Raw genomic sequence first — 26,289 nt, 5'->3', positions numbered from 1 at the left:
CACACCCGTTCCCATCCCGAACACGGAAGTTAAGCTCTCCAGCGCCGATGGTAGTTGGCGGGACACCGCCTGCGAGAGTAGGACGTTGCCGGGCGAAACATGTTAAGCAGTATGAAGCGCTTACATCTTTATTCCGCAGTAGCTCAGTGGTAGAGCACTCGGCTGTTAACCGAGCGGTCGTAGGTTCGAATCCTACCTGCGGAGCCAGTGCTTCCATAGCTCAGTTGGTAGAGCACTTCCATGGTAAGGAAGAGGTCACCGGTTCAAGCCCGGTTGGAAGCTTGTGTGTCGTATGTTGGCCCGTTGGTCAAGTGGTTAAGACACCGCCCTTTCACGGCGGTAACACGGGTTCGAATCCCGTACGGGTCATCTTTTATGGAGGATTAGCTCAGCTGGGAGAGCACTTGCCTTACAAGCAAGGGGTCGGCGGTTCGATCCCGTCATCCTCCACCATACATTTGTATGAAATAATAAGAAGTTGGATAACATAACGTAGTTGATAAAAAATAACTGCCGGCTTAGCTCAATTGGTAGAGCAACTGACTTGTAATCAGTAGGTTGCGGGTTCAAGTCCTGCAGCCGGCACCATCTGCGGAGGGGTAGCGAAGTGGCTAAACGCGGCGGACTGTAAATCCGCTCCCTTTGGGTTCGGCGGTTCGAATCCGTCCCCCTCCACCATGATTTTTGTTTCATCAATGGGCTATAGCCAAGCGGTAAGGCAACGGACTTTGACTCCGTGATGCGCTGGTTCGAATCCAGCTAGCCCAGCCATTCATATGATGAGCCATTAGCTCAGTAGGTAGAGCATCTGACTTTTAATCAGAGGGTCGGAGGTTCGAGTCCTCCATGGCTCACTGTTTGCGGAAGTAGTTCAGTGGTAGAACACCACCTTGCCAAGGTGGGGGTCGCGGGTTCGAGTCCCGTCTTCCGCTCCATGGGGCCTTAGCTCAGCTGGGAGAGCGCCTGCTTTGCACGCAGGAGGTCATCGGTTCGATCCCGATAGGCTCCATACCATACTATTTAAAACCTTGGGTAGTACCTAAGGTTTTTTCTTTTTACTCTTTTTACTATAGAATAAATATTCAAAAAGTTGTCGAGTTGAGCCAACTGTTTCTCCTCATGTACAATAAATATTAGATACAGCAAGGGGAGGAGATCAAGATGAACATTTCGATTATTGGTGTGCCAATGGACTTAGGACAAACACGTCGTGGCGTTGATATGGGACCAAGTGCAATTCGCTACGCTGGCATAGTGGAGCGTTTAGAAAACTTAAATCATGATATTGAAGATTTAGGAGATATTCAAATTGGTCGCGCTGAGCGCGTTCAAGATGTGATGAATCCAAAATTACGAAACTTGAAAGCGGTTGCTGAAGCAAACGAAAAGTTAGCCGTTACAGTGGATGAAGTTGTAACAAGAGGTCGCTTTCCACTTGTACTTGGTGGTGATCATAGTATTGCGATTGGGACACTTGCAGGAGTGGCTAAACATTACAAAAATTTAGGCGTGATTTGGTATGATGCGCACGGAGATTTAAACACGGAAGAAACTTCTCCTTCGGGAAATATTCACGGTATGTCACTCGCTGCAAGTTTAGGACTTGGCCATCCAGCTCTAACGATGATTGGTGGATATAGCCCAAAAGTGAAACCAGAAAATATTGTGATTATTGGTGCTCGTGCACTTGATGAAGGTGAAAAACAACTCATTAAGGCAAAAGGAATTAAAATATATACAATGCATGAAATCGATCGTCTAGGTATGACGAAAGTGATGGAAGAGACGATTGCGTATTTAAAAGAACGCACAGACGGTGTACATTTGTCTCTTGACTTAGATGGACTTGATCCACACGATGCACCAGGAGTTGGAACACCGGTAATTGGTGGAATGACATATCGGGAAAGTCATTTAGCGATGGAAATGTTAGCTGAAGCTCAAATCATCACTTCAGCGGAATTTGTTGAAGTCAATCCGATTTTAGATGAGCGGAATAAAACAGCTGCAACCGCTGTTGCTTTAATGGGATCATTGTTTGGTGAGAAGCTTGTATGAGAGGTGGCATGATGCCCCTCTCGATTTTTTTTTTAAATATTAACATATTCGTTGCGATTTATGGAACTTTGCTTTATGTTATTCGTATAAAATAGTAGCCCCCATGTGGAGGTAAATATGGAATGGACACGTTTATTAAGCAACGCATTAAAGCGGTTAAAAAAGGAGATCAAAGTGCTTTTGCTGACATTGTCGAAATGTACAAAGATAAAATTTATCAACTGTGCTATCGGATGTTAGGAAATCGTCATGAAGCGGAAGATGCTGCACAAGAAGCGTTTATTCGGGCGTATGTCAACATTCATACATACGATCCGACAATGAAGTTTTCTTCTTGGCTATATCGTATTGCAACAAATTTATCGATTGATCGCATGCGTAAAAAAAAGCCGGGTGTTTATTTAGATGCGGAGGTATCGGGGACAGACGGACTAACGATGTACTCTCAGCTGGCAGATGAAGGAGCTTCACCGGAAGAAGCGTTAGAAAGCTTAGAGTTACAACAAATGGTACAAGAAGCGATTTTAAAACTACCGGAAAAATATCGCACTGTCATCGTTTTAAAATATATTGATGAATTATCGCTACAAGAAATTAGTGACATTTTAAACTTGCCGATTGGTACAGTGAAAACGCGCATTCACCGTGGTCGTGAGGCATTGCGTAAACATTTAGGCCATTTATGATGAAAAAAGGAGTGAGACAGATGCCATGCTCTGAAAAAATCGTCCAATGGATGCATGATTATTTAGACGGAGACATTCAAAAAGAAGAAGAGCAACAATTGCGTAGCCATATTCAGCAATGTGAAGCATGCCGAGAACATTTCTATGCATTGAAAAAAACAGTGGCGTTTGTCGAAAATGTTTCTCACTTCACCCCTTCAGACGATTTTATTAAAAAAGTGATGTACAATTTACCTCGTGAAAAACGGCGTGTGCGTTGGAAACGATGGTTTACCCATCATCCGTTTCTGACTGCCGCCTCGTTGTTCCTTTTGCTAAGCACGAGCAGTTTATGGGCAGTTTGGCAAGAGGATAATGAATTTTCATTTTCTAAACAAGAACATTTAATTGTTCAAAATCACACCGTTATTGTGCCGAAAGGAAAAATCGTGGAAGGTGATATTGTTGTCCGAAACGGCGATATTAAAATTGAAGGAGAAGTGCACGGCAATGTGACGGTCATTAACGGTCATAAATATTTAGCTTCTGCTGGTGAAGTAACTGGACAAATTGAAGAAGTTAATGAAGTATTTGATTGGATTTGGTATAATGTAAAAAGAGTCGGTTACAATATCGCCAAAACATTAACGAAATAGCCATCCATATTGATGGCTTTTTTACATGTGAGAGCAATTAGAATGAGTGAAGGAAGTGTAAGAATGCCATTTGGAGAGCTCCCAACATTTGTTAATTACCTCATTAAGTTTGTAGACATTCTTGTCGTTTGGTTTGTCATTTATAAGCTCATTATGGTTGTGCGCGGCACGAAAGCGGTGCAACTGCTTAAAGGGATTATTGTCATTATTCTTGTCCGAATTGTGAGTAGCTTCATTGGGTTAAGCACGTTACAATGGTTGATGGATCAAGCGATTACGTGGGGTTTTTTAGCCATTATTATCATTTTTCAACCTGAGTTACGCCGAGCGCTCGAACAGCTTGGAAGGGGCAAATTGTTTTCGCGAAGTACGACCCCTGAAGAAGAAGAACAAACGTATATGATTGAAGCCATTGCAAAAGCGACAGAGTATATGGCAAAACGACGGATCGGGGCCCTTATTTCTATTGAGCGAGAAACAGGAATGGGCGATTATATTGAAACCGGCATTCCATTACACGCGCATGTTTCATCAGAATTGCTCATTAACATTTTTATTCCAAATACACCACTTCACGATGGAGCTGTCATTATACAAAAAAACCAAATTGCTGCAGCATCATGTTATTTGCCGTTGTCGGAAAGCCCATTTATTTCCAAGGAGCTCGGTACGCGACATCGCGCGGCATTAGGTATTAGCGAAGTAACAGACAGCATTACTGTTGTTGTGTCCGAAGAAACAGGGGCGATTTCTGTTGCGAAAAATGGGGAGCTTTACCGAGATTTAAAATTAGATGTATTACGAGAATTGCTGACGAAGGAGCTCATTCAACCGAAAGCAACTTCTTCATCTCGTTGGCAGTGGAGGGCGAAAAAAAGTGGATAAATGGATGAATAGCCCATGGTTTATACGCATCTTTTCTTTATTGTTAGCACTTATGATTTACGTTTCAGTTAATATTGAAACACAATCTAATAGTACGTCACGAAATACGGTTGGACAAACGGATATTGAAACGGTGACGGACGTACCGGTTGTAGCGTATTACGATCAAGAAAACCTTGTTGTTTCTGGCATTCCTCAATCGGTCAACGTCATGCTTGAAGGACCAAAAAGTATTGTCACGCCAACGAAGCTTCAACGAGATTTTGAAGTGTACGTTGATTTATCTAAATTACCAATTGGTACGCATACCGTCCCTTTGAAATACCGAAATATTTCTGAAAAGTTACGCGTCACCATTGATCCAGCGACAATTACTGTAACTATCGATGAACGAGTGTCAAAAGACTTTCCGGTGGAAGTCGACTTTATTAACAAATCGCAAATTGCAGATGGTTATTCACCGGAACAACCAATTGTTAAACCAAATATTGTGAAAGTGATGGGAGCAAAAACATTAATTGATAAAGTGGCATTAGTAAAGGCGCGCGTCGATTTAAAAGGAGTCGAAGAAACGATTGAACGAGAATCGAAAGTGACGGTATATGATAAAGAAGGAAATGTATTACCGCTTGATGTAGAACCATCTATTGTCGATATTACCGTACCGATTAAAAGCCCAAGCAAGACCGTTCCTCTAAAAATTGAACGAAAAGGAACGTTACGAGAAGGATTAAGCATCGTCAAAATGGAAGTCATTCCGAGTGAGGTAACGATTTTTGGACCAAAGGCAAAAATCGACGAAATCGAATTTATTACTGGCATTGAAATTGATTTAAGCGGTATTACAAGCAATACGACTTTACAAGTCGATGTACCTGTTCCAAAAGGGGTGAAAGCTGTAGACCCAGCGAAAGTTACAATTTTAATTGAAGTGGAACAAGAAAAAGAGAGAACGTTTTATAATGTTCCAATTGAAATCATTGGACTAAACGATGCATATAAGGCTGAGTTTATAAATCCTATCGATCAAAATATGACGCTCACGGCATTAGGAGCTCAACGTGTACTGAATGCTATTCAGTTGCAGGATATTGAGGTATACTTAAACGTTAGTGAATTAGGTATTGGTGAGCATAATGTGCCAATTGAAGTCAACGGGCCTCAAAACGTTCGATGGAAACTACCGCAAAAAGAAGCAACCATTCGTATCACAAGAAATGAGTCATGATAAAAGGAGCGATAGCATGGGTAAGTATTTCGGAACAGACGGTGTTCGAGGGATTGCCAATAGTGAATTAACACCAGAATTAGCTTTTAAAATTGGCCGCTTTGGCGGTTACGTATTAACGAAAGATAAAGAACGTCCGAAAGTGCTAATCGGGCGCGATACGCGCATTTCTGGTCATATGCTTGAAGGAGCGCTTGTAGCTGGACTGCTCTCCATCGGGGCAGAAGTGATGCGCCTCGGCGTGATTTCTACACCAGGTGTAGCTTATTTAACAAAAGTATTAGGGGCGCAAGCGGGGGTTATGATCTCCGCTTCGCATAACCCTGTTCAAGACAACGGCATTAAGTTTTTCGGACCAGATGGTTTTAAGCTGTCCGATGAACAAGAACAAGAAATTGAAGCTCTTCTCGATAGTGAAGAAGATACGTTGCCACGTCCAATCGGCAAAGATTTAGGACAAGTAAACGACTATTTTGAAGGCGGACAAAAATATTTACAATATTTAAAGCAAACAGTAGACGAGGATTTTTCCGGCATTCACGTCGCGCTTGATTGCGCGCACGGTGCGACATCGTCATTAGCGACGCACTTATTTGCCGATTTAGATGCCGATGTGTCGACAATGGGGGCATCACCGAATGGGTTAAATATTAACGACGGTGTCGGCTCAACACATCCGGAGGCGTTAGCCGCATTTGTGAAGGAAAAAGGGGCAGATGTAGGATTAGCGTTTGATGGAGATGGCGACCGATTAATTGCGGTTGATGAAAATGGTGAAATTGTTGACGGTGACCAAATTATGTACATTTGCGCAAAATATTTACATGAACAAGGGCGTTTGAAACATCAAACGGTCGTCTCAACCGTCATGAGCAACCTTGGTTTTTATAAAGCGCTTGAAGCGCAAGGGATCAAAAGTGTGCAAACAGCCGTTGGTGACCGCTATGTTGTGGAGGAAATGAAAAAGAACGGCTATAATTTAGGTGGAGAACAATCAGGGCATATTATTTTCTTAGATTACAACACGACAGGAGACGGGTTGTTGACAGCGTTACAGCTTGTCAACATTATGAAAGTAACGAAAAAGCCGCTTTCTGAGTTAGCAGGGGAAATGAAAAAATACCCACAAAAATTAGTGAACGTCAAAGTAACGGATAAACATGAAGCAATCGCAAGCGAAGAAGTGCAACACGTCATTCGTGAAGTCGAAGAAGAAATGGCTGGAAATGGTCGTATTCTCGTTCGTCCGTCTGGTACGGAGCCACTCGTTCGTGTCATGGCAGAAGCGCCGACAAACGAGCTTTGCGATCAATACGTTGAGCGAATTGCAACTGTTATTCGTGAGCGCTTTGGCACACAATAATGTTTTTGATAAACAATATGCATAAATGGAACGGTTTATTCCATTTATGCATATTTTGTTTATACAGGGGTAAGCGATACGCATTGACGTTTGCCTCTTTGTTGTTGTAAACTATTGTTGTTTGACATCTTACGTGAAAGGAGGGTAGCGGAAAACAACAGTTATTAAAGCGCCTGGACTAAGCTTTGGACGGGAAGAAAGCTTAGTTGACGAGGAGGAGGTTTATCGAGTGTTCGGCGGATGCCTCCCGGCTGATGCGATGACAGCCGCAAGTTCTTTCTTAAAACAAAGAGGCGACTCTTTGCACAAAGGAAAGAACGTTCATCGCACATACGAATCAAGGGGCAAGAGCCCCTTCTTGCCCCTATTATTAGGGAGGACTTGTTATGTGCGGAATCGTTGGTTATATTGGTGAACAACCATCAAAGGAAATTTTATTGTACGGATTAGAGAAATTAGAGTATCGTGGATATGACTCTGCAGGTATTGCGTTATTAAACGAACAAGGTGTACATGTGTTTAAAGAAAAAGGACGCATTGCTGATTTGCGGGCCATTGTCGCAGAAGATGTAGACGCGCCGCTTGGCATCGGTCATACACGTTGGGCGACACACGGTGTGCCAAACCGCGTCAACGCCCATCCACACCAAAGTGCATCTGGTCGCTTTACCCTTGTGCATAATGGTGTAATCGAAAACTACGAATTGCTAAAACGTGATTATTTAGCACACGTGTCGTTTCAAAGTGATACAGATACAGAAGTCATTGTGCAGTTAATTGAAACATTCGTGAACGACGGATTGGCGGTAGAAGAAGCGTTTCGTAAGACGCTTTCGCTCTTGAAAGGTTCCTATGCGATCGCTTTAATTGATGCAGAAAATGATGGCGTCATTTACGCGGCGAAAAATAAAAGCCCGCTTTTAGCTGGATTAGGCAAAGGGTTCAACGTTGTCGCAAGCGATGCATTAGCGATGCTGCAAGTGACAAACGAATATGTCGAGTTAATGGATAAAGAAATCGTCATCGTCACAAAAGAAAGTGTAACGATTAAAAAGTTAAATGGTGAAGTCGTAGAGCGCGCGCCATATGTAGCGGAGTTGGATGCAAGCGACATTGAAAAAGGAACGTATCCTTACTACATGTTAAAAGAAATTGACGAACAACCGCTTGTCATTCGCCGTTTAATTGAAAAATATCGCAACGAACAAGGTGAACTAGCGATTGATGAAGACATTGTGCAAGCGATTAATGAAGCGGATCGCTTATATATTGTCGCATGCGGCACGAGCTATCATGCGGGTTTAGTCGGTAAACAATTGATCGAAAACTGGGCGAAAATTCCTGTGGAAGTGCATATCGCAAGCGAATTTTCATACAACATGCCGCTTTTATCAGAAAAACCGCTCTTTATTTATATTTCACAAAGTGGGGAAACAGCGGACAGCCGTGCGGTGCTCGTGCGCACGAAAGAGCTTGGTTGTAAATCATTAACGATTACGAACGTGCCAGGCTCGACATTATCGCGCGAAGCAGATTATACGCTTCTTCTTCACGCTGGACCAGAAATCGCTGTTGCATCAACGAAAGCATATACAGCACAAATTGCAGTGCTTGCGATGTTAGCAGCGGTTGCCGCAAAAGCAAAAGGCATCGCGCTAGATGTTGACGTCACAAAAGAACTCGGCATTGTTGCGAATGCGATGGAAACACTTTGTGATGCAAAGCATGAAATGGAAAACATCGCACGCGAATATTTAGCGACAACACGCAACTGCTTCTTTATCGGTCGTGCAGTTGACTATTATGTCGTATTAGAAGGCGCATTAAAGCTAAAAGAAATTTCTTACATTCAGGCAGAAGGTTTTGCAGGCGGGGAATTGAAGCACGGCACAATTGCGTTAATTGAAAAAGGTACACCGGTCATCGCACTTGCGACACAAGAACATGTGAATTTAAGCATTCGTGGGAACGTAAAAGAAGTTGTCGCGCGCGGTGCCAATCCGTGCATCATTTCCATGAAAGGATTAGATATGGAGGACGACCGTTTCGTCATTCCAGCTGTTCATCCAATGCTTACGCCGCTTGCATCTGTCGTTCCATTGCAGCTCATTGCTTACTATGCGGCACTACATCGCGGTTGCGATGTCGACAAACCACGCAACTTAGCGAAATCGGTAACGGTGGAATAAAGCTTAAAAAACACACGTCATGGATTACGATGCATGTAATCGGACGTGTGTTTTTTCGTGTAAATATTTATGCCTTGTTGTTTCGTTTGTTTTGCTGATACAGTTGTACGATTTGTTCCTCCTGTTCGCGAATGGTGACTTTTGGAACAGGGGTCGGTTTTTTGTTTTGATCGATGGCGACCATTGTTAAAAAGCATGTCGTTGTTAAGTGATGTTCGCCTGTAAATAAATCTTCTGTTTCGACTTTGACGAATACTTTCATGGATGTGCGACCGGTCGAGTAGACGAATGCTTCGAGTTTTAAAATGTCACCTACTTTCGCGGACGAAATGAAATCAACTTTGTCGATCGAAACGGTGACGACTGCTTTTCGTGCATGACGCATGGCGGATATTGCCGCAATTTCATCAATGTAAGCTAAAACGGTACCGCCAAAAATCGTGCCGAGATGGTTCGTATCAGAAGGTAATACGAGACGCGTTTGAATCGTTTTTGACTGCTCGACGCTTACTTCCATGATTTCATCCCTCCGTACGCTAAAAGACGCTCGCGGTATTCGCGTGCTGCCTCTACCATCACTTGAAGTGCGGCAATCGTTTCTTCTTCTTTTCGAGTTTTTAATCCGCAATCTGGATTGACCCAAAATTGTTCTGGACGAAGAACGCGAAGTGCTCGTTCGATTTGTTCGCTTAGTTCTTCTTTTGTCGGAATGCGTGGGCTATGAATGTCATACACCCCTAATCCGATTCCCTTCTCATACTCATATGTTTCAAATACAGAAACAAGTTCACCATGGCTTCGTGACGATTCAATGGAGATGACATCCGCATCAAGTTCATCAATGACATGCATCATATGTTCAAATTGTGAATAGCACATATGCGTATGAATTTGCGTCTCCTTTTTCACCGATGAGGTCGTGATACGAAATGCGATAACGGCATCTTCCCAATACGATGCGTGTTTCTCTTTTTTGAGCGGCAGTCCTTCCCGTAACGCTGGCTCATCGACTTGAATGATGCGTATCCCTTCTTTTTCTAACAGCAACACTTCCTCACGAATCGCAAGGGCAAGCTGCATAAGTACCTGTTTGCGTGAAATATCGTTGCGAACGAACGACCAGTTCAATATCGTCACAGGTCCCGTCAGCATTCCTTTCACAGGTTTGTTCGTTAACGATTGAGCATACACCGTTTCTCCTACAGTCATTGGATGTAGATGCGCAATATCGCCAAAAATAATTGGCGGGCGCACACAACGCGAGCCGTACGATTGTACCCAACCGTTTGTCGTGCATGCCATCCCTTGTAGCTTTTCACCGAAAAACTCCACCATGTCTGTACGCTCAAATTCGCCATGGACAAGCACGTCGAGCCGTAGCTGTTCTTGAATGTCGATCCATTTTGCGATTTCTTTTTTTATAAACGATTTATATTGATTGTCATTCCATTCACCTTTTTTCCACTTCATCCGAGCTTGGCGCACGTCGCTCGTTTGTGGAAAGCTGCCAATTGTCGTTGTCGGAAAAAGTGGAAGCTGCAAATGGGCTCGTTGTGCTTTTTGTCTTTCGCTATAAGATGTTCGGTTTAATGGAACGGTTGTGATATCGTCTGTTTGTTTAGATTGACGGAACTTGGAAAAATAAACGGTTGTTTGTTCATCGTATTTGATTAGCTCGTCGATCGTTACGTTTCCTTTCATATGCTCTGTCAACATACGTATTTCATCTAATTTTTCATCCGCAAATGATAAAGTACTAGCAAGTTCTGTTGGTAACGTATGTTCATGTTTTGTTGTGACAGGGACATGTATTAAGCTGCAAGACGGTTGAATGATCAGTTGTTCAGAAACGCCTGCTAAATGATGAAGGAGCTTCGCTTTTTGCACAAGCGAACTTTTCCATACATTTCGGCCGTCGACAATACCAGCAACTAATATTTTATCTTTCGGAAATCCGTAAGTATTTATGACTTCCATGTTTTCGCCATCATCATGAACAAAATCAAGCCCAATGCCTGCGACAGGCAAAGCAACAACTTCACGGTAATGAGATACGCTAGCAAAATACGTTTGTAAAATAATATTTATGTTCGGTATATCGCGGTGAAAAACGTTGTATACATGATGAAATGCGTTGATGATATCATCGTCTATATTTTGAACGAGAATCGGTTCATCCATTTGTACGAACGACACTCCAGCCTCGCCTAGTTGTTTTAACAATTCCACATAAACAGGAACTAAGTGCGCAAGATGCTTTCGCCATTCGTTGCGATCGTATTGTTTCGAAAGTAAAAGAAATGTAATCGGTCCAAGTAACACAGGCTTTGCTTCAATATGGAACGTTTCTTTTATTAGTTTGTATTCTTGCAATAGCCGATTTTCCACCAATTTCGGCTTAGTTTGCCCGATTTCAGGAACGATGTAGTGATAATTTGTATTAAACCATTTCGTCATTTCAAGGGCATGTTGTCCGTTCGTGCCACGCGCCATCGCAAAGTATTGCTCTAGCGGATTAACTATTTGTTTGAATCGCTCTGGAATATATCCGAACATAAATGCTGTATCTAACACATGATCGTATAAGGAAAAATCTCCGATCGGAATGAGATCAATTCCTTTCTCGACTTGTTTGCGAATCGAATCAAGTCGAATCGTTTCCATCGTTTTTGTGAACTGCTCTTCGTTCATTTGCCCATTCCAAAAAGATTCTAATGCTTTTTTCCATTCCCTCTTTTCTCCAATACGTGGATATCCTACATTCGAACTGTAGATTAACATATACAAGCACCTCCAGTTATTTTATCCCAATCAAGCAGAAAAACCCCCTTCCAAACAGAAGGAGGGCATAGCTAACTCGTATTGAGATACGTGAAGTGCCTCAACATCATATGTCCTCACTCCTCCCTATGACGCGTAGGTCGTAAGTGCATACAACAGGCAGGTCTCCTGACTTAGCTTCATCGCTGTTTATCTCCTTCCCATTTCAAATGAAACAGTGGATTGTGATAAACAGCTCTGCATCACAGTGGCGCGACCGTGTTGGACTTTCACCAAACTTCCCTTTTAAGATTCACAGCATGTGTGAACCACCTGTTGCGTGAACTTATTATTTTGTTGTATAAAATTCAGAATAAACGAACTTTTTGTTTTTTTCAACCGAAATATTTTCTCGTGTGGAGTTTTGAGAGATGTAACGCCGTAGTTAATGGTTATATTTTTCTTTTAAGTTAATATTAATATTTTATTGATAATTTTATGTTAAAAAGTATTGATTTTTTTTGTTATAGTTTTACATAAAGTGGATTTAAATATAAATTTTTTTAATGAAAGGGAGGCAGAAGGGTTATGTTAACTAACGAAAACAAAAACTTGCTAATGAAAATAAAGGACATTTTGATTCGAGAAGTTCCTAAAACGACCGATATTATACAAATATATAGATTGTTACAGGATAATAATTACTCGGAATACAAGTGTAGTGTACTAAAAGAACCTCGTTGGAGCGATGATGCATTTATTGTAAAAATTTCAGATAGTAACTCATCGGACTTTACGTTGAAAATTCACTATGATAAATATCCTATGGCATCACATGTTTATAATTCTCCCCATTTACTTACCAAGCTGGAGCAGTGTTTATTTTCAACCACTATTGTTGAAACATTTATTATACCCAATGGCCACCTAAATAACATAAGGTTTGTCTTTTATGAATATATTGACGGTACTCCGCTAGATAAGCTATATACATGCACCTTAAAACCATGACTTCTGTATGAACACCTTTTTTCATGGCTATACTGCTCCTAAATATTTCTATACAAAAGGAGCGGAATTGGCATGAAACGTTTGAAAATCACAAATGATCACGGCTGGACACCTCGAACCCTTCGGAAACAAGAACGGAAAATCAAAGATGCTTCCCTCCGTGTTCGGGTGACCGCTGTTCGTCTTGTCATGGAAGGTCACCTCGGTAAAGATGTCGCGAAAATGGTCAACGTATGCCGTCAATCGGTTGCCCTCTACGTTGCGCGATTTAATCAAGGTGGGCTCGATCATCTACTCGATCGTCGCTTACCACCTGGTCGCGTGCCATTTCTTACGGAAGAACAACAACAAGAAATCAGACAACTCGTGTTAACTACTACACCTGTGGATGCTGGCTGGGGCATCGCTTCGTCATGGAACACGCGCATTTTACAATCTTACATTCAACAAACCTATGGTGTTTCCATGTCACGGGAAGGGATTCGCAAGTTGTTGCATCGTTTGCGTTTGTCATGGACACGCCCGACGTATAAGCTCGTCAAAGGAGACGCTAAGCGTCAAGCTGCTTTTCAAAGAGAACTTGAATTTATAAAAAAAAACTAATTACCGAGAATGCCATGCTGTTTTATGTGGATGAGACACATGTTCGTGCCTATCAAGCGCTACGTACGACATGGGCAGAAGTAGGAAATCAAAAACACGTGCCGAGCTACGGTCACCACGCCCACGTTTCTATTTTTGGCGCCGTCGATGTTCAACAAGGCGATGTGGTATTTCATCGCGCATCATCCGCCAATGCCGAAACGTTCCTCGACTTTTTGCGCCGATTGAAAGAGAAATATACGGACCGATTCCTCGTGCTTGTGTTGGACAATGCGCGTATTCATCATGCCAAGATGGTGCAAGCCTTTCTTGATGGCGAGGAAGGCGATGCTTTTCATTTCATCTTTTTGCCACCGTATTCTCCACAGTTAAATCCGATTGAACGGCTGTGGAAGTGGTTGAAAGATGAAGTGATTGCCAACGTTTTTCACAAGGATCAAAATGACATTGCCCAATCCATTACTCGCTTTGAACAGTACGTTCTACAACACCCGGATGAGGTGTTACGCCGCATGGGGTGTGCTGTGTGAATCAGAGGTTAAAATGCCAATTTGGATGTATATATCAATTGTTTGGGATTGCACTTACCATTTGCGAATATCCCCTACTTCTTCACTTTCTAGGATCTTGATTCCTTGTTCATTAACTATATCTATATACTTTGCGCTACTTTCAATATAAAAAGCAATATAATTATACTTAATATCCTTATAAGAAAAACTGTTTGTAGATTCTGATGTAGTGTTGCCGTATATAATTTTTACTGTATTTTTATTTAATTGGATATCTTTGATAACTAGCTCACTATTATCTAAATAGCTGTTTCTTGCAATTAGGATCGAAAAGATATATCCGTCTTGAATCCCTCTCTCTCTTTTAATTACCACCACATCTCTTTTTTGAAGAGACTTTAGTATTTTGGAGAAGAAGTATATCTTACCTATAAAGCTTTGAACTTTTAGATTGAACATTTTATTTTGTTCTAGTTTAAATTTTGTTATATTCAATATTAAACAACCTTTCACTTTAATATATATATGTTTAAAATATAATCAAGTATATAAGATTTTCAGAAAGGGGATGTAGTAATGAATTCACAAAAGATCCTAATTTCTTTTATGTTTTTACTTCTTGTAATCTTGGCCGGTTGTAATAATGCAACTACTAGGAGCGTCTCTGAAGTCGATAAAAATTCTTTGCCTATAGGGACAGTAGTTAAATTAAAGGAACTAGATGAAAAAATAATGATTTATGGAAATAACGTCACTCGAAGCACAGATAACAAGAAATATAGGTACCTAGGCTGTTTTTATCCAGATGGTTTTACTTCTAATGATTATAATGTATTTTTTAATGCTAATGATATCGAAGAAGTTTACTATTTAGGCTACAAAGAATGATTATTATAATTACTAAGTAAGGGAAGTCTGCTACGTAAGTAAACTTCCCTTCGGCATTCTTTAAAGGCTAGTTCTCAGAATTTTCTCTTCTTGATTTTCATATCCTTTAAATACCAATGTTTCGATAGCGTCCTTGTTAAAGAAAATATTATACGCATTATTGATAAATCCGTGAGGATAAGGACATCCTACATAATCGTATTGTTTTCCTGTAGTAGACTGCACTACATTTCTTCCATATATCATTACCAAATAATTAATACCATCTAATTTTACTACGCTACCTATTGGTAGAATATCTTTCATAATCATACAGATACCTAGCCTTTCAATTCAATTCCCCAACCAAAGCCTACACCAAGGGCTGTATAAGCTTTTACTTTAGTTTTACTAATATCATATTTTGCTCCAATTGATCCTACTCCTATAGAACCACTGATTGATATTGATTTCTTCGTAAATGGGATCTTGATATCGATACTTGATGAGTATTTATGGAGTGTAGCCTCTCCACCAATTGAAATCCCCTTTTTATTGGCTTTGGCATGCGCTTCAACTTCCCCAACAGATACTTTCGCTTCTCCACCTACATATTTGCTTTTTGCAGAGACACTAGCGCCTGGACCACTGCAGCTTGCTCCCCCTCCTACTCCCCAACCACTGGAGTATCCCTTACTTACAGAACAATTCGGTGTATGAATTGCAACACCCATAACACTGATCCTCCTTTAGATCAAAAAATAAATTATCGCCCATATTATACCACATAAATATAAAAATGGTGTATTTGATAACCTAAAATTGAGCCACTTTTCAACGGTTCGATCACATAAATCTCCGTTTCCGACCTATAAGCTCGTCAAAGGCGATCCAGTGCTTCAAGCAGCCTTTGAAAAAGAACTCGAGTTTATAAAAAAACTAATCATGGAAGAAATCGTTCTTCTTCATGTCGATGAGACGCATGTTCGTGCCTATCTAAACATGGGTTAGTCAAATAACACTCGCTTTTATGGCGAGATTTTTTTATTTTTTCGCTTTACATTGACGTTACGTAAACGTTTATAGTGAAATTGTCAGGAGGTGATTGGGTGGAATATACGGTGCAACAGTTAGCGAAATTGGCGGGGGTGACGAGCCGAACGCTAAGGTATTACGATGAAATCGGTCTGTTGAAACCGGCAAGGGTTAATGCATCAGGCTATCGCATATATGGACCGAAAGAGGTAGATCAACTCCAGCAAATTTTGTTTTATCGCGAGCTCGGGGTGGATTTAGAAACGATTAAGCAAATCATCACCGCCTCATCATTTGACGACGTACAGGCGTTGAAGCAGCATCGCGAAAAACTCTTGGCAGAACGGAGGCGGTTAGAGGCGCTAATCGCCAATGTCGAAAAAACAATATTAGCAAAAGAAGGGAGAATCATCATGAGCGACAAAGAAAAGTTTGAGGCGTTTAAACAGCAGCTTATTGACGAAAATGAACGAAAATATGGCAAAGAAATGCGGGAAAAGTATGGCGATGAGCAAGTGAACAAATCAAACGAAAAAGTAAAAAACATGACGCAAGCACAATACGAAGAAGCGACAAAGCTCGGCGAAGAAGTATTGCGCGTATTGCATGAAGCGTTTTTGACGGACGACCCAGCGGGAGAGCTTGCGCAAAAAGCAGCCGATTTACATCGCCAATGGTTAACCTATTTTTGGAATCACTACTCCAAAGAAGCGCATGCACGATTGGCGCAAATGTACGTTGACGATGAGCGGTTTAAAGCATACTACGATCAAAAACAATCAGGAATGGCGGAGTTTCTTCGTGATGCGATTTTCATTTATACAGGAAAAAAATAGGCATGCAGTGGCCTGTCTTTTTACACATTGTAAAAGTTTGAAAAAAGATGTATATTTAAATGAGAATGATAATCAAATTTAAAAGGTGATAGCGATGGAACAATTATACGATGTGACGATTATTGGAGGCGGGCCGGCAGGGCTATATGCTACGTTTTATAGTGGGCTTCGAGAATTGAAAACGAAATTGATCGAGTATCAGCCGCAGTTAGGCGGAAAATTACATGTGTACCCGGAAAAAATGATTTGGGATGTTGGCGGGCATGCACCGATTACTGGAGAGGAGCTACGTAAGCAACTTGTCAAACAAGCATTAACGTTCCATCCAACAGTTGTACTAAACGAAAAAGTCGAAACGATTCGGCGAAGAGAGGACGGCATATTTGTTTTACAAACAGCATCCGGACAACAACATATATCGAAAACGGTCATTATTGCGGTAGGAAGCGGTATATTAAAACCGCAAAAGCTTCAAATTGAAGGAGCAGAAAAGTTTGAGATTACAAATTTACATTATACGGTGAAGTCGTTAAAACAGTTTAAAGAGAAAACGGTGATCATTTCGGGTGGAGGAAATACAGCAATTGATTGGGCGAATGAGCTCGTACCAGTTGCGAAAAAAGTATATGTCACTTATCGCAATGAGTCGCTAAAAGGACATGAAGCGCAAGTGACGCAATTATTAAATAGTTCGGCGACTTGCTTTTTCCACACGTCCATTACAAAATTCGTTGCTAGCTCCGATCATGAAACGATTAAGCGAGTCGTGCTGACAAATCAGGAAACAGGTGATATATTCGAGCTCGATGTGGACGATGTGATTATTAGCCATGGATATGAACGGGATGCGTCATTGCTTACCAACAGTGAACTGCCTATCCAAATGATAGACGAATATTATATCGCAACAAATGCAAAAGGGGAATGTTCTGTACCTGGCTTATATGCGGCTGGCGATATTTCAAAATATGATGGGAAGTTATACTTGCTTACCGGGGCGTTCCAAGATGCAGCGAATGCAGTCAATAGCGCAAAAAGATTCATAGAGCCCACTGCCGATCCGTATGCGATGGTATCTTCACATCACGAAGCGTTTAAGGAACGAAATCGAGAGTTAGTGAAACAAATGTTGAAATGATAGTAATGCATAAATTCGTTTGTTTGAACGCAAACTTTCGATAAAACAAACGAGGTGAAAATTTTGCTTAAACAACGAAACATATGGATGATGGTGTTGATGTTATTTATATTGACAGCGTACAGCCACCCACTTACTGTGACAACGAAGCAAATAAAATATACAAATGAACTAATGGAAGTCGATTTAAACATCCCGATCGTATCAGGTTCAGTCAATCCATCGTTTCAGCGCCAAGTGAACGGTTTATTACGAAAGGAATCACTTGATTTAAAGCGCCAAGTCGAAAAAGAAGCGCATGAAAATATGGCAATAAGTAAAAAGGAAGGATTTCCATATCGATTGCATGCAGCAGTCAGCAATTATGAAGTGACGTACAACCAACATGGCATTTTAAGCATTCCGGTTACGTTATATAGCTATACAGGTGGGGCGCACGGCATGACTGTGAAAGTGCCAAACAATTTTGATTTTCATACAGGCAAATCGTTGCAACTGAGCGATTTATTTAAAAAAGGAACGAACTATAAACAAGTGATAAAGGACGAAATCGTCGCCCAAATTAAAAAAGAAGATGATCTATATTTTGACAATGCGATTGCTGTCGTACAAAACATGCCGAACGACCAGCCTTACTATATGACGAAAGATGGTATTGTCGTTTATTATGGTCTATACGAAATTGCCCCGTATGCCGCTGGCATTCGCGAATTTCTCATTCCATTTTCGACTTTGCGGCCATATATGAAAATCCAGCTAGCGCAATAAAAGCGCTAGCTGGATTTCACTTATTGGTGAGAAGAAACGATTTCTTTTTTTGTTGTTTTTGCCATAGAGCTCCATCCTTCAATAGCTAAGAAAATGCATAACACGAACAGGACGAAAGCTGATCCGGCTAATAGCCAATTTTGGGCTAATGCGTTTTGATACATTAACATGCAAAGAGCAGCGATGGTCACAACGAGCATAAACACCATCGGGATGACAACATAAAACGATTTGGCGCCGATTTTCATGAGCCATGCGGAAACAGCTAGCAAAGCAAGCGCTCCGAGCATTTGGTTCGCTGCCCCGAAAAGCGGCCAAACGGATTGCCATGTTCCTGATAATGCAAGTGCTCCAGCCCCGATGAGACCGACTGTTGTTGCAATGTGGTTATTTTTAAATGCGTTTGTCCGCTCTTCACCGAGTTCTTGAATAGCGTAACGCATTAACCGCGTTGCAGAATCTAAAGTTGTTAATAAAAATGCTGATGCGGTAAGAGCGGTGAATGTGACAGCTGTTGCTTCTGGGATGCCGACATGAGACATAAAGTAACCGACGCCAGCAGAAAATGTACCAATTGGTCCACCAAGCTCACTCATACGAGCAGCAAAGTCAGCTTGGGTTAAATATGCGACCGTTCCAACAGAAATGATGGCTAAAAATGCTTCTAACAACATACCGCCATAGGCGATAAATCGTCCATTTTTCTCGTTATCAAGCTGTTTTGCGGTCGTCCCTGATGAAACGAGCGAATGGAAGCCAGAAATGGCACCGCAAGCGATTGTAATGAACAAAATAGGGAACAAAAATCCGAGCTTTTCGTTATAAAATCCGGTAAACGCTGGGAATTGAATGGTTGGTGCTGCAATAATCATACCGACAGCAGCTCCAGCGATCATGCCGTATAAAAGAAATGAGTTTAAATAATCCCGTGGTTGTAACAAAATCCATACAGGCAATACCGATGCAGCGTATGCGTAACCTAGTAAAATAAGTGACCATGTTGTTGCACTTAACGAAAGAGGATATTGAATACCAACCCATACAGATAAGAGCATGGCGATAACCCCTAACACGCTGGCTACAAATAAGTTCATTCGCATTTGATTAACAAAAAAGCCAAAAATTACTGCAATGCCAAGGAATAAAACAGACGCTGTAGCAGCTTGTGGAACAGCGACAAACGTATTCGCAACTAAAATAATAAATACCCCGACGACGAGCATGAGCGTCGCGATAGAGAAAGTCAAAAACAATACTTGTCCACGATTACCCATATATTGTTTAATAATCATTCCGATCGATTGTGCTTTATGGCGAATAGAAGCTTGTAGCGATGTATAATCATGGACGCCCCCGATGAAGATACCTCCAATCATAATCCATAAAACAGCCGGAACCCATCCAAATACTGCTGCCGTGATCGGTCCGACAATCGGGCCACCTCCAGCAATTGTAGCGAAATGGTGTCCAAGCAAAACAGGTTTTTTTGCTGGTACGTAATCTATACCATCATACATTTCGTGTGCCGGTGTTTTACGATCACCGTCTACTTTCAATTGTTTTTCAAGAAAACGTCCATATGTGAAATAGGCGATAAGTAAAATAATTCCACAAATAAGAAGCAACGTTAATAAATTCAATTCGTACCCTCCTCAAACGGTTTTTCGAAAACATCTGTTAACGGAAGAGCTTTCCGATGAGTAAATCGTTCTTTTTTGTTTAAAGCGATGATGGCCAAATAACATTCGAGCCAACCGTGTAAACCGAAACGAATAAATCGCAGCTTTCGAAAACGTTTCACCTCCTTTATGGCATCAACATGTGCCTCCGGTGCGACAATTGCCCCAATGAAAACGGTTGACATATGGTCTTGATGGTTGGATATGTAGTTCGGCACATGATTCATAAATGTTTGAGAGAATTGGATGACGTCTTCTTTTGTCACGACACTTTCTTTTTGCCACACAAAAATGAATTGCTCATTTTCAACAGCCCAAATTTTAGATTTTTTTGTCATAAAATATTTCTCATCGCGCCGATGGTAATGTGCATAAAAAGGTAAAGGAAACGTGCCGAGCTTTTCATCCCGATAAATGTTGAAATAGGGTGTAAGAATTGTTGTGAGAGTATTGATATATTTGTTCGTAGTCATTGTAGCCACCTTTTAAAATTTTCTGAATATTATTATATTTTAATAGGTAAAACATTTCAATGATTTTATTTTTTTCCTTTAAAACTATTTAACTGTAGTTGAGCAATTCCTATAACAATAATTACCATATAAAAAGAGACAAACAAGGAACACCTTATGCCACGTGGAGCTGTTTTTTCACGGCATCAATGGGGATATTTTGTTTCGCCGCGCCGTAGATAAATTCTACAAGACGATGTGCTTTGTTCGTTCGGAGAAGGTCAAGCCCGGTAGAGAAATCACCGTTGGACTCGAACATACTGTACACATAAGTCAGTTGTACCAAAATCTAATACCGTTTCACCGCACGAACGTGACGAACGCGGTACCCATCGAGCTTCAGCTGGTCTTTCGACTGACGGAAAAAACATTCGATCGACCAACGTTCCGCGTAGTAGCTTAGGATATCTTCATCGCTCAGCTTGCGATCCGTGCTCAACACGCAATGAAGGTGTTCCGATGTCATGATTGATCGGCTTTCCAAGCGAGGAGCACCACGGCATCCTTGAGACCGTTCAGAGCACCTTCGTAGCGATACACCCGATAACGCTCTTTTCCCACCGTGACGAGGCGGGTATCCCGTGGCTCCATAGATTTGGCAAATTCCTTTGCTTGAATGGCCGTCCCTTTTGGATAGAGAATCCGATTCGTCTTCAGCATCGCGATGACGTGAAACCCTTTTTTCAAGCAGGCTCCCACGAGGGTTTTCGATGGATACCAAGAGTCCATGAGCACATAAACGGGTTGGCGTGTATCTAAAGAAGAAAGCATCTCCATCGCAAGTTCCCCTTTGCTTTTCCCCGCCGGCTTGTCATAGAGGCGAAAGGCAAAAGGAAACGCTTGAGTCATCGTATGAACCATGGGCCAAACGAGAGAATGTCCCCAAATCGATTTTTTCTCTGCGAGAGAATAGTGCCAATCACACCCTTGGATCGCGTGTGTTGCCCGTGACGAGGGCTTCGTTTTTTGGCAAATCGTATCATCGATCGAAACAAAAATGGGGTGATGCTCTCGTTTCGCGTTGCATTCGACACGATGAAGCACCCACTGCTGAAGTTTGCGAAGCAACGTTTCTTCCTCCCATGGGCTTTTCGTGAAAAAATGGCTGAGTGTTGTGCGATGATTCGGATGATAAAATGTTTGTGGGAGAAAAGGAGAAAAAAAAGACCAGTTCTTTATTTGGTATAATAAGGAACCTGTCAGATATGTAAGCGAAATAGATGAAAAACGGGCTCTCCTCCTGGTAAGGTAGTAAGTGCGAAAAAATACAACCAAAGAAAGGAGTGGAGCCCATGCAGGATTATATCACAAGTGGCTTGACATTAAAAGATATCGAACAGTCTTTATTTAGACATATGCAAAAACAATATGGTCAGCTCCTTCAACAGGTGTTGGAGGAGATCGACCGCACATTGGCAGAACAGAGGGACAAGAAATGATATGCGCTCAAAGATAAGCGGACGATCCGACTCCAAACGCTATTTGGAGAGGTGGAAGTGAAGCGAAACTACTACTTTGACCGTGAAAAAAAGGTATATACGTCTTTACTCGATGTCTTTCTTCAGTTCGATGGGACGCAAGGAGTGAGCCCGCTATTAGAGGAGACAGCGATTCATCTCGCCGTGACGGGTTCTTCGTATCGACAGGCTGTGCAGTCGCTTGAAAAACTGGTGGGATACGCATGTATGAGTCACGAAACGATTCGCCAATTCATCATCGAGGCAGAGGTGGAAGGGCACCGTGCGATGGAGAAAAAAGGGCGTGTGTTTTTTATCGAAGCGGACGGGTTGTACGTGAAACGTCAACGAAGCCGCATCAAAGGAAAAGAAGAAAAGATCATCACGATTCACCAAGGATGGGAGAAAAACGGGAAGCGCGTATCCTTAGTGAATCGACGGTATATGGTTCATCAAACGAATGAACCGGTTTGGGAGGCTGTAGAGAATTTTCTGACGAAGGAATATGGCTATGATCCGCTTGATGATTGGGTGGTCATCAATGGAGATGGTGCCCCATGGATCACAGCGTGTCGAGAATATTTCGGGGACAGAGGGTACGTTCAACTCGATCGGTTCCATGTGGCGAGAGAGATTCGTCAATTGTTCCGAGGTCATGCAAGATATCGGGTGATTCGAAAGAAATTAGCATCATGGGATGAAGAAGGCGTGTTACGAGAACTCACAAGTGCCATCGGTACGCTAGAACATGAGGAGAAGGAAAAGCAACTCGAGGCGTTTGTTCGACGGATCGGGGAGATGCCAGGATGTTTGCGTGACTATCGCGTATGGTTGAAGGAAAAAGGGATCGACACGACAAACATGAGGGCGATGGGGAGTGCGGAAGGAACGATGCATGTGTTTGCGAAACGAAGTAAAAACGGTCGAAGTTGGAAAGATGCAGGGATTGAAGCGATGTTGCGAGCAATCGTCGCGATAAAAGATACGTTACTCATTCGGACACGCCGTGGGGTGATGTATGGCGTGGAAGAACGAGAAGAAACGAAACGAGAAACGATCGTGAAAAAGGCACTGAAGCGCGTGCAAACGCAAATGGCAGAAGTGGTACGAGATAACATCCCATACCTTCGCCAATCTTCAGGGGCACCGATTTACGAGGTATTGCAAGCATTGAAAGGTTTTTAAAACGAGAGAAAACGCACATACCTACAGGATGAGAGTGAGTAAAAGCGTTTACATATAACGATTTTATAAAACCATATATAACCAAAAAATCCGTCGAGAAAAAATCTCCCACAAAGTCTTGACTCAAACCAACATCGTCAAAAACTTGTGGATTCCTTGGTGATATGCTAATCTATTCATGAGACATGAACCCCCTTGTGAGTAGTTGTGGCACATCTATTCTAACCAAGGAATCGGGTTCATGTCTTCTTTTTTGTTTGGATGTAAATTTATGTTAGTGAATTTACTCATCTACAGTTTATATATAAAAAATAAAATTAAAGCCAAACATAAACGTTTTAGCATTTATATTATTTTGAATCGTTGTTTATCGGGTTAAATATCTCGAAATATACTTCTTCTTTTCCGTTTACAACAGCTATTAAAATAGGGCGTTCTTGCTTTTCGGCAGGAAGATAAACTTCAGTTCCAACAGGTAGCTTTGTTGCCATTCCTTGTTCAAAAGGTTCTCCTTTTTTATAAGTTAAGTTAATATCAAAAAGCTTCTCCCCAGTTTTTATATTGGAGTTATCCATTTGTTCTATGTGCTTTGCATTCATATAAATAGAGTCGCCATGTGCAAGTATATCAGCATTTTTGTTTTCCTTTAAAATTTCTGTAGCCTTTTCCTGCATTTCTTTATAAAACTGATTCATTTGATTTGCTCCCTGTTCCTTTGGGTTTGTTTGTTGTCCTGAGCAACCTACTAGAGATAAAAGTAAAAATGATAAACAAATAACGACTTTTAATGTTTTCATGTAATCCATCCCCTTTGACCTATCCTAATATTATACAATTTAGAATTTAATTGATGTAAATTGCGAAAATTATATACAATTATAAACTTGTTATAACAAAAGACAAGGGAGAATTTCCTTTGTCTTTTGAACCTATTATTCCTCATTAATTGACTCTTGGATTCGTTTTTCTAGCTCCCTTTCATACTTTTCTTTATATTCAGGAGAAAATGCTTCTTCTGGAACAATATATGTTTCATTTTCTGTTAGCATTTTTGCGCCATTTAAGTGTTCACCTGTGAGTGCATCAATATAAATTGCATTTGTTTCATTAACACTTAACTTATATGCAGGTCTTAATTCATCTTTTTCTAATCCTAAACCAATTGGGGATGAAAAATAAACAATTTCTGCCTTTGTAAAATCAACCTGAATCCGTGATGGGTTGACATCGATTTTGATTTGGTTGCTGGCTTTATGGATTTGTGATCCAGACTCCCCTTTTTATGTTTAAAACAGATGTCATCTTCACTCTCAGAAATGAAACAAATATATTTTTTGGTTATGTAAACCAAAGAAAAAAACAAAAAAGGACAGAGGGGTAGGATGAGTACAGAATCACGAACAATCGTTCGTTATACTCCTTCTCTCCATCTTAGGTACATGTTCAGAAGGGGCTCGCTATAGCCACTCCTTCGCGTCAACTTCATCCATAGTTGCCGCGATCGACGAACGAGTCGCCCTGCCATCGTGATCACCGTCTGAATAATCGTCTTGATGCGACGGCGTTTCACTTTGTGGTGCAACGGATGTCTCGGATCGCTTAATAGATCTTGTCCAATCAGGCGAAGAAGGTTGTACACGAAGGCTCCCATGACCAACACGAGCGCATTTGTTTTCATTTTCCCAGATGGAAGTCGCTCTAAATCTAAGTCGCTCTTTAGTTCGCTATGAAACTGTTCGCATGTCGCATGATCGTGATACAACGCGAGCACATCGCTCATTCGAACATGCTCGTATCCTTCGAGGCGCACCCAGTAGCTTTCGACTTCGTAATCAGGAACGAGCATCAGCTGTCCGTTGTGTTCCATCGTACGTTCCGTCACTTGGGTGACTTGAACGTACGTATACGTGTTTCCATCGATCGCTGCCTTCTGCGGAAGACATAGCTCATACGTTTGTACTCCTTCGGTTTGTCCATCATCGATGCGTCTGCCCTTTTGCGAAGCGATCTGGAACCAAAGCGCTTTCGATTCTCGGCGTAAGTTTCGCTTGATGACAAAGTCTACGTCTTCCTTTAGACATACATGCACATTCGCTTCCGCATCGTTTCCTGCATCCATGCGAATGAGCAGACGAGACGAGGTCAGTGGACGAGCTCGACGGATGGCGGTAGTTAAAAACGAAGGCATGTTGTCTTGTACATGTTGTTTCCCTGGACGTAGCTCGGCATGAACGATATAGCCTTCCTTCCCTGCATACGCAAACAACGGCGTAAAACCGTCAAATCCTTTATACGTTCGACTCACTCCTTCTTTTTTCGTATCGGAGTTGTCAAATGGGGAGCCATCTATATCAAGGGGAAGCCATGTCGTCTTTCCTTTGGTCCAACAAGGGGACAAGGTGGCATGCCGTTGAATCAACAGACGCATGGACTCCTCCCAAAGAATCGTTTCGGTCATCGGAAGACAAGCGAGCTGATCGAGTCGCTGTCGCAAGGTTGGGGAGGAAGGCACGTGCTGAATCCCCATCGATGTCGAAAAGATATCGTCCTGACGATACGCTTCGATATGATCAAAATCCGTTTTTCCTGTGGCAAGCAAGCCGATCATCGAGCGAATGACGTCGCTATGGGAAATGTGCACTTCTCGACGAACGGTTGGAAGCCGAAGCGCGTTTAGTCGTTTATCCAGTTTCGTTTGGTGTAGTAAGTAGCCCACGAGAGCAAGACCAGCACTTGGAGTCATCGCTTCATCTGTCAACACAAACCGAATCGGAAAATCTTTCATGACATTCACCCATTTGATGAAAAGTCGTTAACCTCGTTTTCCCTTATCGTACCAACGGTTTGTGATCATTGTAAAGATGTTTTGTCACGGATTCAGG

Annotated in this window: 23 protein-coding genes, 10 tRNA genes, 1 rRNA gene, 2 pseudogenes and 1 riboswitch; of the genes and pseudogenes, 25 read left to right on the top strand and 11 right to left on the bottom strand. The window is 41.7% G+C overall.

The features are described 5' to 3' along the window. The 18 genes from rrf to glmS form a co-directional block, all read left to right on the top strand. A 5S ribosomal RNA gene (gene rrf, locus ASC42_RS12715) occupies positions 1–94 on the top strand; the annotation flags it as partial. A gap of 38 nt (positions 95–132) precedes the next feature. After that, positions 133–207 (top strand) — tRNA-Asn (locus ASC42_RS12710). A gap of 2 nt (positions 208–209) precedes the next feature. Continuing rightward, positions 210–282, top strand: a tRNA-Thr gene (locus tag ASC42_RS12705). Between the two features lie 15 nt (positions 283–297). Then, a tRNA-Glu gene (locus ASC42_RS12700) sits at positions 298–369 on the top strand. An 8-nt stretch (positions 370–377) separates the two neighbouring features. After that, a tRNA-Val gene (locus ASC42_RS12695) sits at positions 378–453 on the top strand. A 59-nt stretch (positions 454–512) separates the two neighbouring features. Then, positions 513–588: transfer RNA gene (locus ASC42_RS12690), tRNA-Thr, on the top strand. A 5-nt stretch (positions 589–593) separates the two neighbouring features. Beyond that, positions 594–678 (top strand) — tRNA-Tyr (locus tag ASC42_RS12685). 18 nt (positions 679–696) lie between these two features. After that, positions 697–771, top strand: a tRNA-Gln gene (locus tag ASC42_RS12680). A gap of 10 nt (positions 772–781) precedes the next feature. Further along, positions 782–854 (top strand) — tRNA-Lys (locus ASC42_RS12675). Between the two features lie 6 nt (positions 855–860). After that, a tRNA-Gly gene (locus tag ASC42_RS12670) sits at positions 861–935 on the top strand. Between the two features lies 1 nt (position 936). After that, positions 937–1,009 (top strand) — tRNA-Ala (locus ASC42_RS12665). Positions 1,010–1,161: 152 nt separating this feature from the next. Beyond that, the gene (gene rocF / locus ASC42_RS12660) at positions 1,162–2,058 is read left to right on the top strand and encodes an arginase (RefSeq protein ID WP_055442038.1); all 897 of its coding nucleotides are present in this window, start codon (positions 1,162–1,164) and stop codon (positions 2,056–2,058) included. Between the two features lie 122 nt (positions 2,059–2,180). Beyond that, positions 2,181–2,744, top strand: coding sequence for an RNA polymerase sigma factor SigW (gene sigW, locus ASC42_RS12655; protein WP_055442037.1), 564 nt, complete (start codon positions 2,181–2,183; stop codon positions 2,742–2,744). Between the two features lie 20 nt (positions 2,745–2,764). Further along, positions 2,765–3,379, top strand: coding sequence for an anti-sigma factor family protein (locus ASC42_RS12650; protein ID WP_055442036.1), 615 nt, complete (start codon positions 2,765–2,767; stop codon positions 3,377–3,379). Between the two features lie 63 nt (positions 3,380–3,442). Further along, complete coding sequence (cdaA, locus tag ASC42_RS12645; protein WP_055442035.1) at positions 3,443–4,264, top strand: diadenylate cyclase CdaA; 822 nt, start codon at positions 3,443–3,445, stop codon at positions 4,262–4,264. Beyond that, entirely contained in the window at positions 4,257–5,492 is a 1,236-nt protein-coding gene (locus tag ASC42_RS12640; protein WP_055442034.1) for a CdaR family protein, read from the top strand. Before cdaA ends, ASC42_RS12640 begins: the two co-directional genes overlap by 8 nt. 16 nt (positions 5,493–5,508) lie before the next feature. Beyond that, entirely contained in the window at positions 5,509–6,855 is a 1,347-nt protein-coding gene (glmM, locus tag ASC42_RS12635) for a phosphoglucosamine mutase (protein ID WP_055442033.1), read from the top strand. Positions 6,856–7,241: 386 nt separating this feature from the next. Continuing rightward, the gene (glmS, locus tag ASC42_RS12630; protein WP_055442032.1) at positions 7,242–9,044 is read left to right on the top strand and encodes a glutamine--fructose-6-phosphate transaminase (isomerizing); all 1,803 of its coding nucleotides are present in this window, start codon (positions 7,242–7,244) and stop codon (positions 9,042–9,044) included. A 67-nt stretch (positions 9,045–9,111) separates the two neighbouring features. On the opposite strand, the gene ASC42_RS12625 is transcribed toward glmS, so the two are convergent. Both ASC42_RS12625 and metE read right to left on the bottom strand, forming a co-directional pair. Then, complete coding sequence (locus ASC42_RS12625) at positions 9,112–9,561, bottom strand: acyl-CoA thioesterase (protein ID WP_055442031.1); 450 nt, start codon at positions 9,559–9,561, stop codon at positions 9,112–9,114. Next, positions 9,552–11,825 (bottom strand): 5-methyltetrahydropteroyltriglutamate--homocysteine S-methyltransferase, encoded by a 2,274-nt coding sequence (metE, locus tag ASC42_RS12620; RefSeq protein WP_055442030.1) that lies wholly within the window; start codon positions 11,823–11,825, stop codon positions 9,552–9,554. The genes ASC42_RS12625 and metE overlap by 10 nt, the downstream gene beginning before the upstream one ends. A 141-nt stretch (positions 11,826–11,966) precedes the next feature. Further along, positions 11,967–12,156: riboswitch (cobalamin riboswitch) on the bottom strand. Positions 12,157–12,887: 731 nt separating this feature from the next. Between metE and ASC42_RS12610 the strand changes: the two genes are divergently transcribed. Together ASC42_RS12610 and ASC42_RS12605 are read left to right on the top strand one after the other, a co-directional pair. Next, a complete protein-coding gene (locus ASC42_RS12610) occupies positions 12,888–13,418 on the top strand; it encodes a winged helix-turn-helix domain-containing protein (RefSeq protein WP_006322879.1) in 531 nt (176 codons plus the stop codon). A gap of 26 nt (positions 13,419–13,444) precedes the next feature. Further along, a complete protein-coding gene (locus ASC42_RS12605; protein WP_240468873.1) occupies positions 13,445–13,948 on the top strand; it encodes an IS630 family transposase in 504 nt (167 codons plus the stop codon). A 54-nt stretch (positions 13,949–14,002) separates the two neighbouring features. Here ASC42_RS12605 and ASC42_RS12600 read toward each other — a convergent pair whose 3' ends face one another. Then, the gene (locus tag ASC42_RS12600) at positions 14,003–14,425 is read right to left on the bottom strand and encodes a hypothetical protein (RefSeq protein WP_035020725.1); all 423 of its coding nucleotides are present in this window, start codon (positions 14,423–14,425) and stop codon (positions 14,003–14,005) included. Positions 14,426–14,506: 81 nt separating this feature from the next. Here ASC42_RS12600 and ASC42_RS12595 point away from each other — a divergent pair, with 81 nt between their 5' ends. Beyond that, entirely contained in the window at positions 14,507–14,818 is a 312-nt protein-coding gene (locus ASC42_RS12595; protein WP_055442027.1) for a DUF4176 domain-containing protein, read from the top strand. Positions 14,819–14,878: 60 nt separating this feature from the next. Here ASC42_RS12595 and ASC42_RS12590 read toward each other — a convergent pair whose 3' ends face one another. Both ASC42_RS12590 and ASC42_RS12585 read right to left on the bottom strand, forming a co-directional pair. After that, positions 14,879–15,130 carry a DUF4176 domain-containing protein gene (locus tag ASC42_RS12590; protein ID WP_055442026.1) on the bottom strand — a complete coding sequence of 84 codons (252 nt, stop codon included), beginning with the start codon at positions 15,128–15,130 and terminating at the stop codon, positions 14,879–14,881. Between the two features lie 8 nt (positions 15,131–15,138). Then, entirely contained in the window at positions 15,139–15,531 is a 393-nt protein-coding gene (locus ASC42_RS12585) for a hypothetical protein (RefSeq protein ID WP_055442025.1), read from the bottom strand. Positions 15,532–15,906: 375 nt separating this feature from the next. On the opposite strand from ASC42_RS12585, the gene ASC42_RS12575 reads away from it, so the two are divergent. The 3 genes from ASC42_RS12575 (at position 15,907) to ASC42_RS12565 (ending at position 18,574) form a co-directional block, all read left to right on the top strand. Beyond that, positions 15,907–16,668 carry a MerR family transcriptional regulator gene (locus ASC42_RS12575; RefSeq protein WP_055442023.1) on the top strand — a complete coding sequence of 254 codons (762 nt, stop codon included), beginning with the start codon at positions 15,907–15,909 and terminating at the stop codon, positions 16,666–16,668. Positions 16,669–16,762: 94 nt separating this feature from the next. Continuing rightward, complete coding sequence (locus ASC42_RS12570) at positions 16,763–17,806, top strand: NAD(P)/FAD-dependent oxidoreductase (RefSeq protein WP_055442022.1); 1,044 nt, start codon at positions 16,763–16,765, stop codon at positions 17,804–17,806. A 54-nt stretch (positions 17,807–17,860) separates the two neighbouring features. After that, positions 17,861–18,574, top strand: a complete 714-nt coding sequence (locus ASC42_RS12565) for a DUF3298 and DUF4163 domain-containing protein (protein ID WP_245191205.1) — start codon at positions 17,861–17,863, stop codon at positions 18,572–18,574. A 20-nt stretch (positions 18,575–18,594) separates the two neighbouring features. Here the strand turns inward: ASC42_RS12565 and ASC42_RS12560 are convergent, their stop codons facing one another. The 4 genes and pseudogenes from ASC42_RS12560 to ASC42_RS14410 all read right to left on the bottom strand — a co-directional run. Beyond that, the gene (locus ASC42_RS12560; RefSeq protein ID WP_055442020.1) at positions 18,595–20,214 is read right to left on the bottom strand and encodes a carbon starvation CstA family protein; all 1,620 of its coding nucleotides are present in this window, start codon (positions 20,212–20,214) and stop codon (positions 18,595–18,597) included. Further along, entirely contained in the window at positions 20,211–20,726 is a 516-nt protein-coding gene (locus ASC42_RS12555; protein ID WP_055442019.1) for a DUF8052 family protein, read from the bottom strand. The genes ASC42_RS12560 and ASC42_RS12555 overlap by 4 nt, the downstream gene beginning before the upstream one ends. Before the next feature lie 328 nt (positions 20,727–21,054). Then, positions 21,055–21,486: a transposase gene (locus tag ASC42_RS14415; protein WP_342413239.1), complete on the bottom strand. Its 432-nt coding sequence runs from the start codon at positions 21,484–21,486 to the stop codon at positions 21,055–21,057. Beyond that, positions 21,441–22,040: pseudogene (locus tag ASC42_RS14410) on the bottom strand (transposase); the annotation flags it as partial. The gene ASC42_RS14415 and the pseudogene ASC42_RS14410, both read right to left, overlap by 46 nt. A 17-nt stretch (positions 22,041–22,057) precedes the next feature. Here ASC42_RS14410 and ASC42_RS12545 point away from each other — a divergent pair. Beyond that, a pseudogene (locus tag ASC42_RS12545) lies at positions 22,058–23,407 on the top strand (ISLre2 family transposase). A 350-nt stretch (positions 23,408–23,757) separates the two neighbouring features. On the opposite strand, the gene ASC42_RS12540 reads toward ASC42_RS12545, so the two are convergent. Further along, positions 23,758–24,204 carry a hypothetical protein gene (locus ASC42_RS12540; protein WP_055442018.1) on the bottom strand — a complete coding sequence of 149 codons (447 nt, stop codon included), beginning with the start codon at positions 24,202–24,204 and terminating at the stop codon, positions 23,758–23,760. 614 nt (positions 24,205–24,818) lie between these two features. Next, positions 24,819–26,192 (bottom strand): IS1380 family transposase, encoded by a 1,374-nt coding sequence (locus tag ASC42_RS12535; RefSeq protein WP_055441199.1) that lies wholly within the window; start codon positions 26,190–26,192, stop codon positions 24,819–24,821. Positions 26,193–26,289: the final 97 nt, after the last annotated feature.

Origin of the sequence: Anoxybacillus suryakundensis, from assembly GCF_001418025.1 — a bacterium.
GTDB lineage: Bacteria > Bacillota > Bacilli > Bacillales > Anoxybacillaceae > Anoxybacillus > Anoxybacillus tengchongensis.
The sequence above is the reverse complement of the archived record's forward strand: the minus strand, read 5'-3'. Positions and strand labels throughout refer to the sequence as shown.

Coding starts and splice junctions, on each gene's coding strand:
- ASC42_RS12590 (WP_055442026.1), bottom strand. CDS start 15,130: ATGATTATGAAAGATATTCTACCAATAGGTAGCGTAGTAAAATTAGAT.
- ASC42_RS12570 (WP_055442022.1), top strand. CDS start 16,763: ATGGAACAATTATACGATGTGACGATTATTGGAGGCGGGCCGGCAGGG.
- ASC42_RS12535 (WP_055441199.1), bottom strand. CDS start 26,192: ATGAAAGATTTTCCGATTCGGTTTGTGTTGACAGATGAAGCGATGACT.
- ASC42_RS12585 (WP_055442025.1), bottom strand. CDS start 15,531: ATGGGTGTTGCAATTCATACACCGAATTGTTCTGTAAGTAAGGGATAC.
- ASC42_RS12540 (WP_055442018.1), bottom strand. CDS start 24,204: ATGAAAACATTAAAAGTCGTTATTTGTTTATCATTTTTACTTTTATCT.
- glmM (WP_055442033.1), top strand. CDS start 5,509: ATGGGTAAGTATTTCGGAACAGACGGTGTTCGAGGGATTGCCAATAGT.
- glmS (WP_055442032.1), top strand. CDS start 7,242: ATGTGCGGAATCGTTGGTTATATTGGTGAACAACCATCAAAGGAAATT.
- metE (WP_055442030.1), bottom strand. CDS start 11,825: ATGTTAATCTACAGTTCGAATGTAGGATATCCACGTATTGGAGAAAAG.
- rocF (WP_055442038.1), top strand. CDS start 1,162: ATGAACATTTCGATTATTGGTGTGCCAATGGACTTAGGACAAACACGT.
- ASC42_RS12625 (WP_055442031.1), bottom strand. CDS start 9,561: ATGGAAGTAAGCGTCGAGCAGTCAAAAACGATTCAAACGCGTCTCGTA.
- ASC42_RS12555 (WP_055442019.1), bottom strand. CDS start 20,726: ATGACTACGAACAAATATATCAATACTCTCACAACAATTCTTACACCC.
- ASC42_RS12595 (WP_055442027.1), top strand. CDS start 14,507: ATGAATTCACAAAAGATCCTAATTTCTTTTATGTTTTTACTTCTTGTA.
- ASC42_RS12650 (WP_055442036.1), top strand. CDS start 2,765: ATGCCATGCTCTGAAAAAATCGTCCAATGGATGCATGATTATTTAGAC.
- cdaA (WP_055442035.1), top strand. CDS start 3,443: ATGCCATTTGGAGAGCTCCCAACATTTGTTAATTACCTCATTAAGTTT.
- sigW (WP_055442037.1), top strand. CDS start 2,181: ATGGACACGTTTATTAAGCAACGCATTAAAGCGGTTAAAAAAGGAGAT.
- ASC42_RS12610 (WP_006322879.1), top strand. CDS start 12,888: ATGAAACGTTTGAAAATCACAAATGATCACGGCTGGACACCTCGAACC.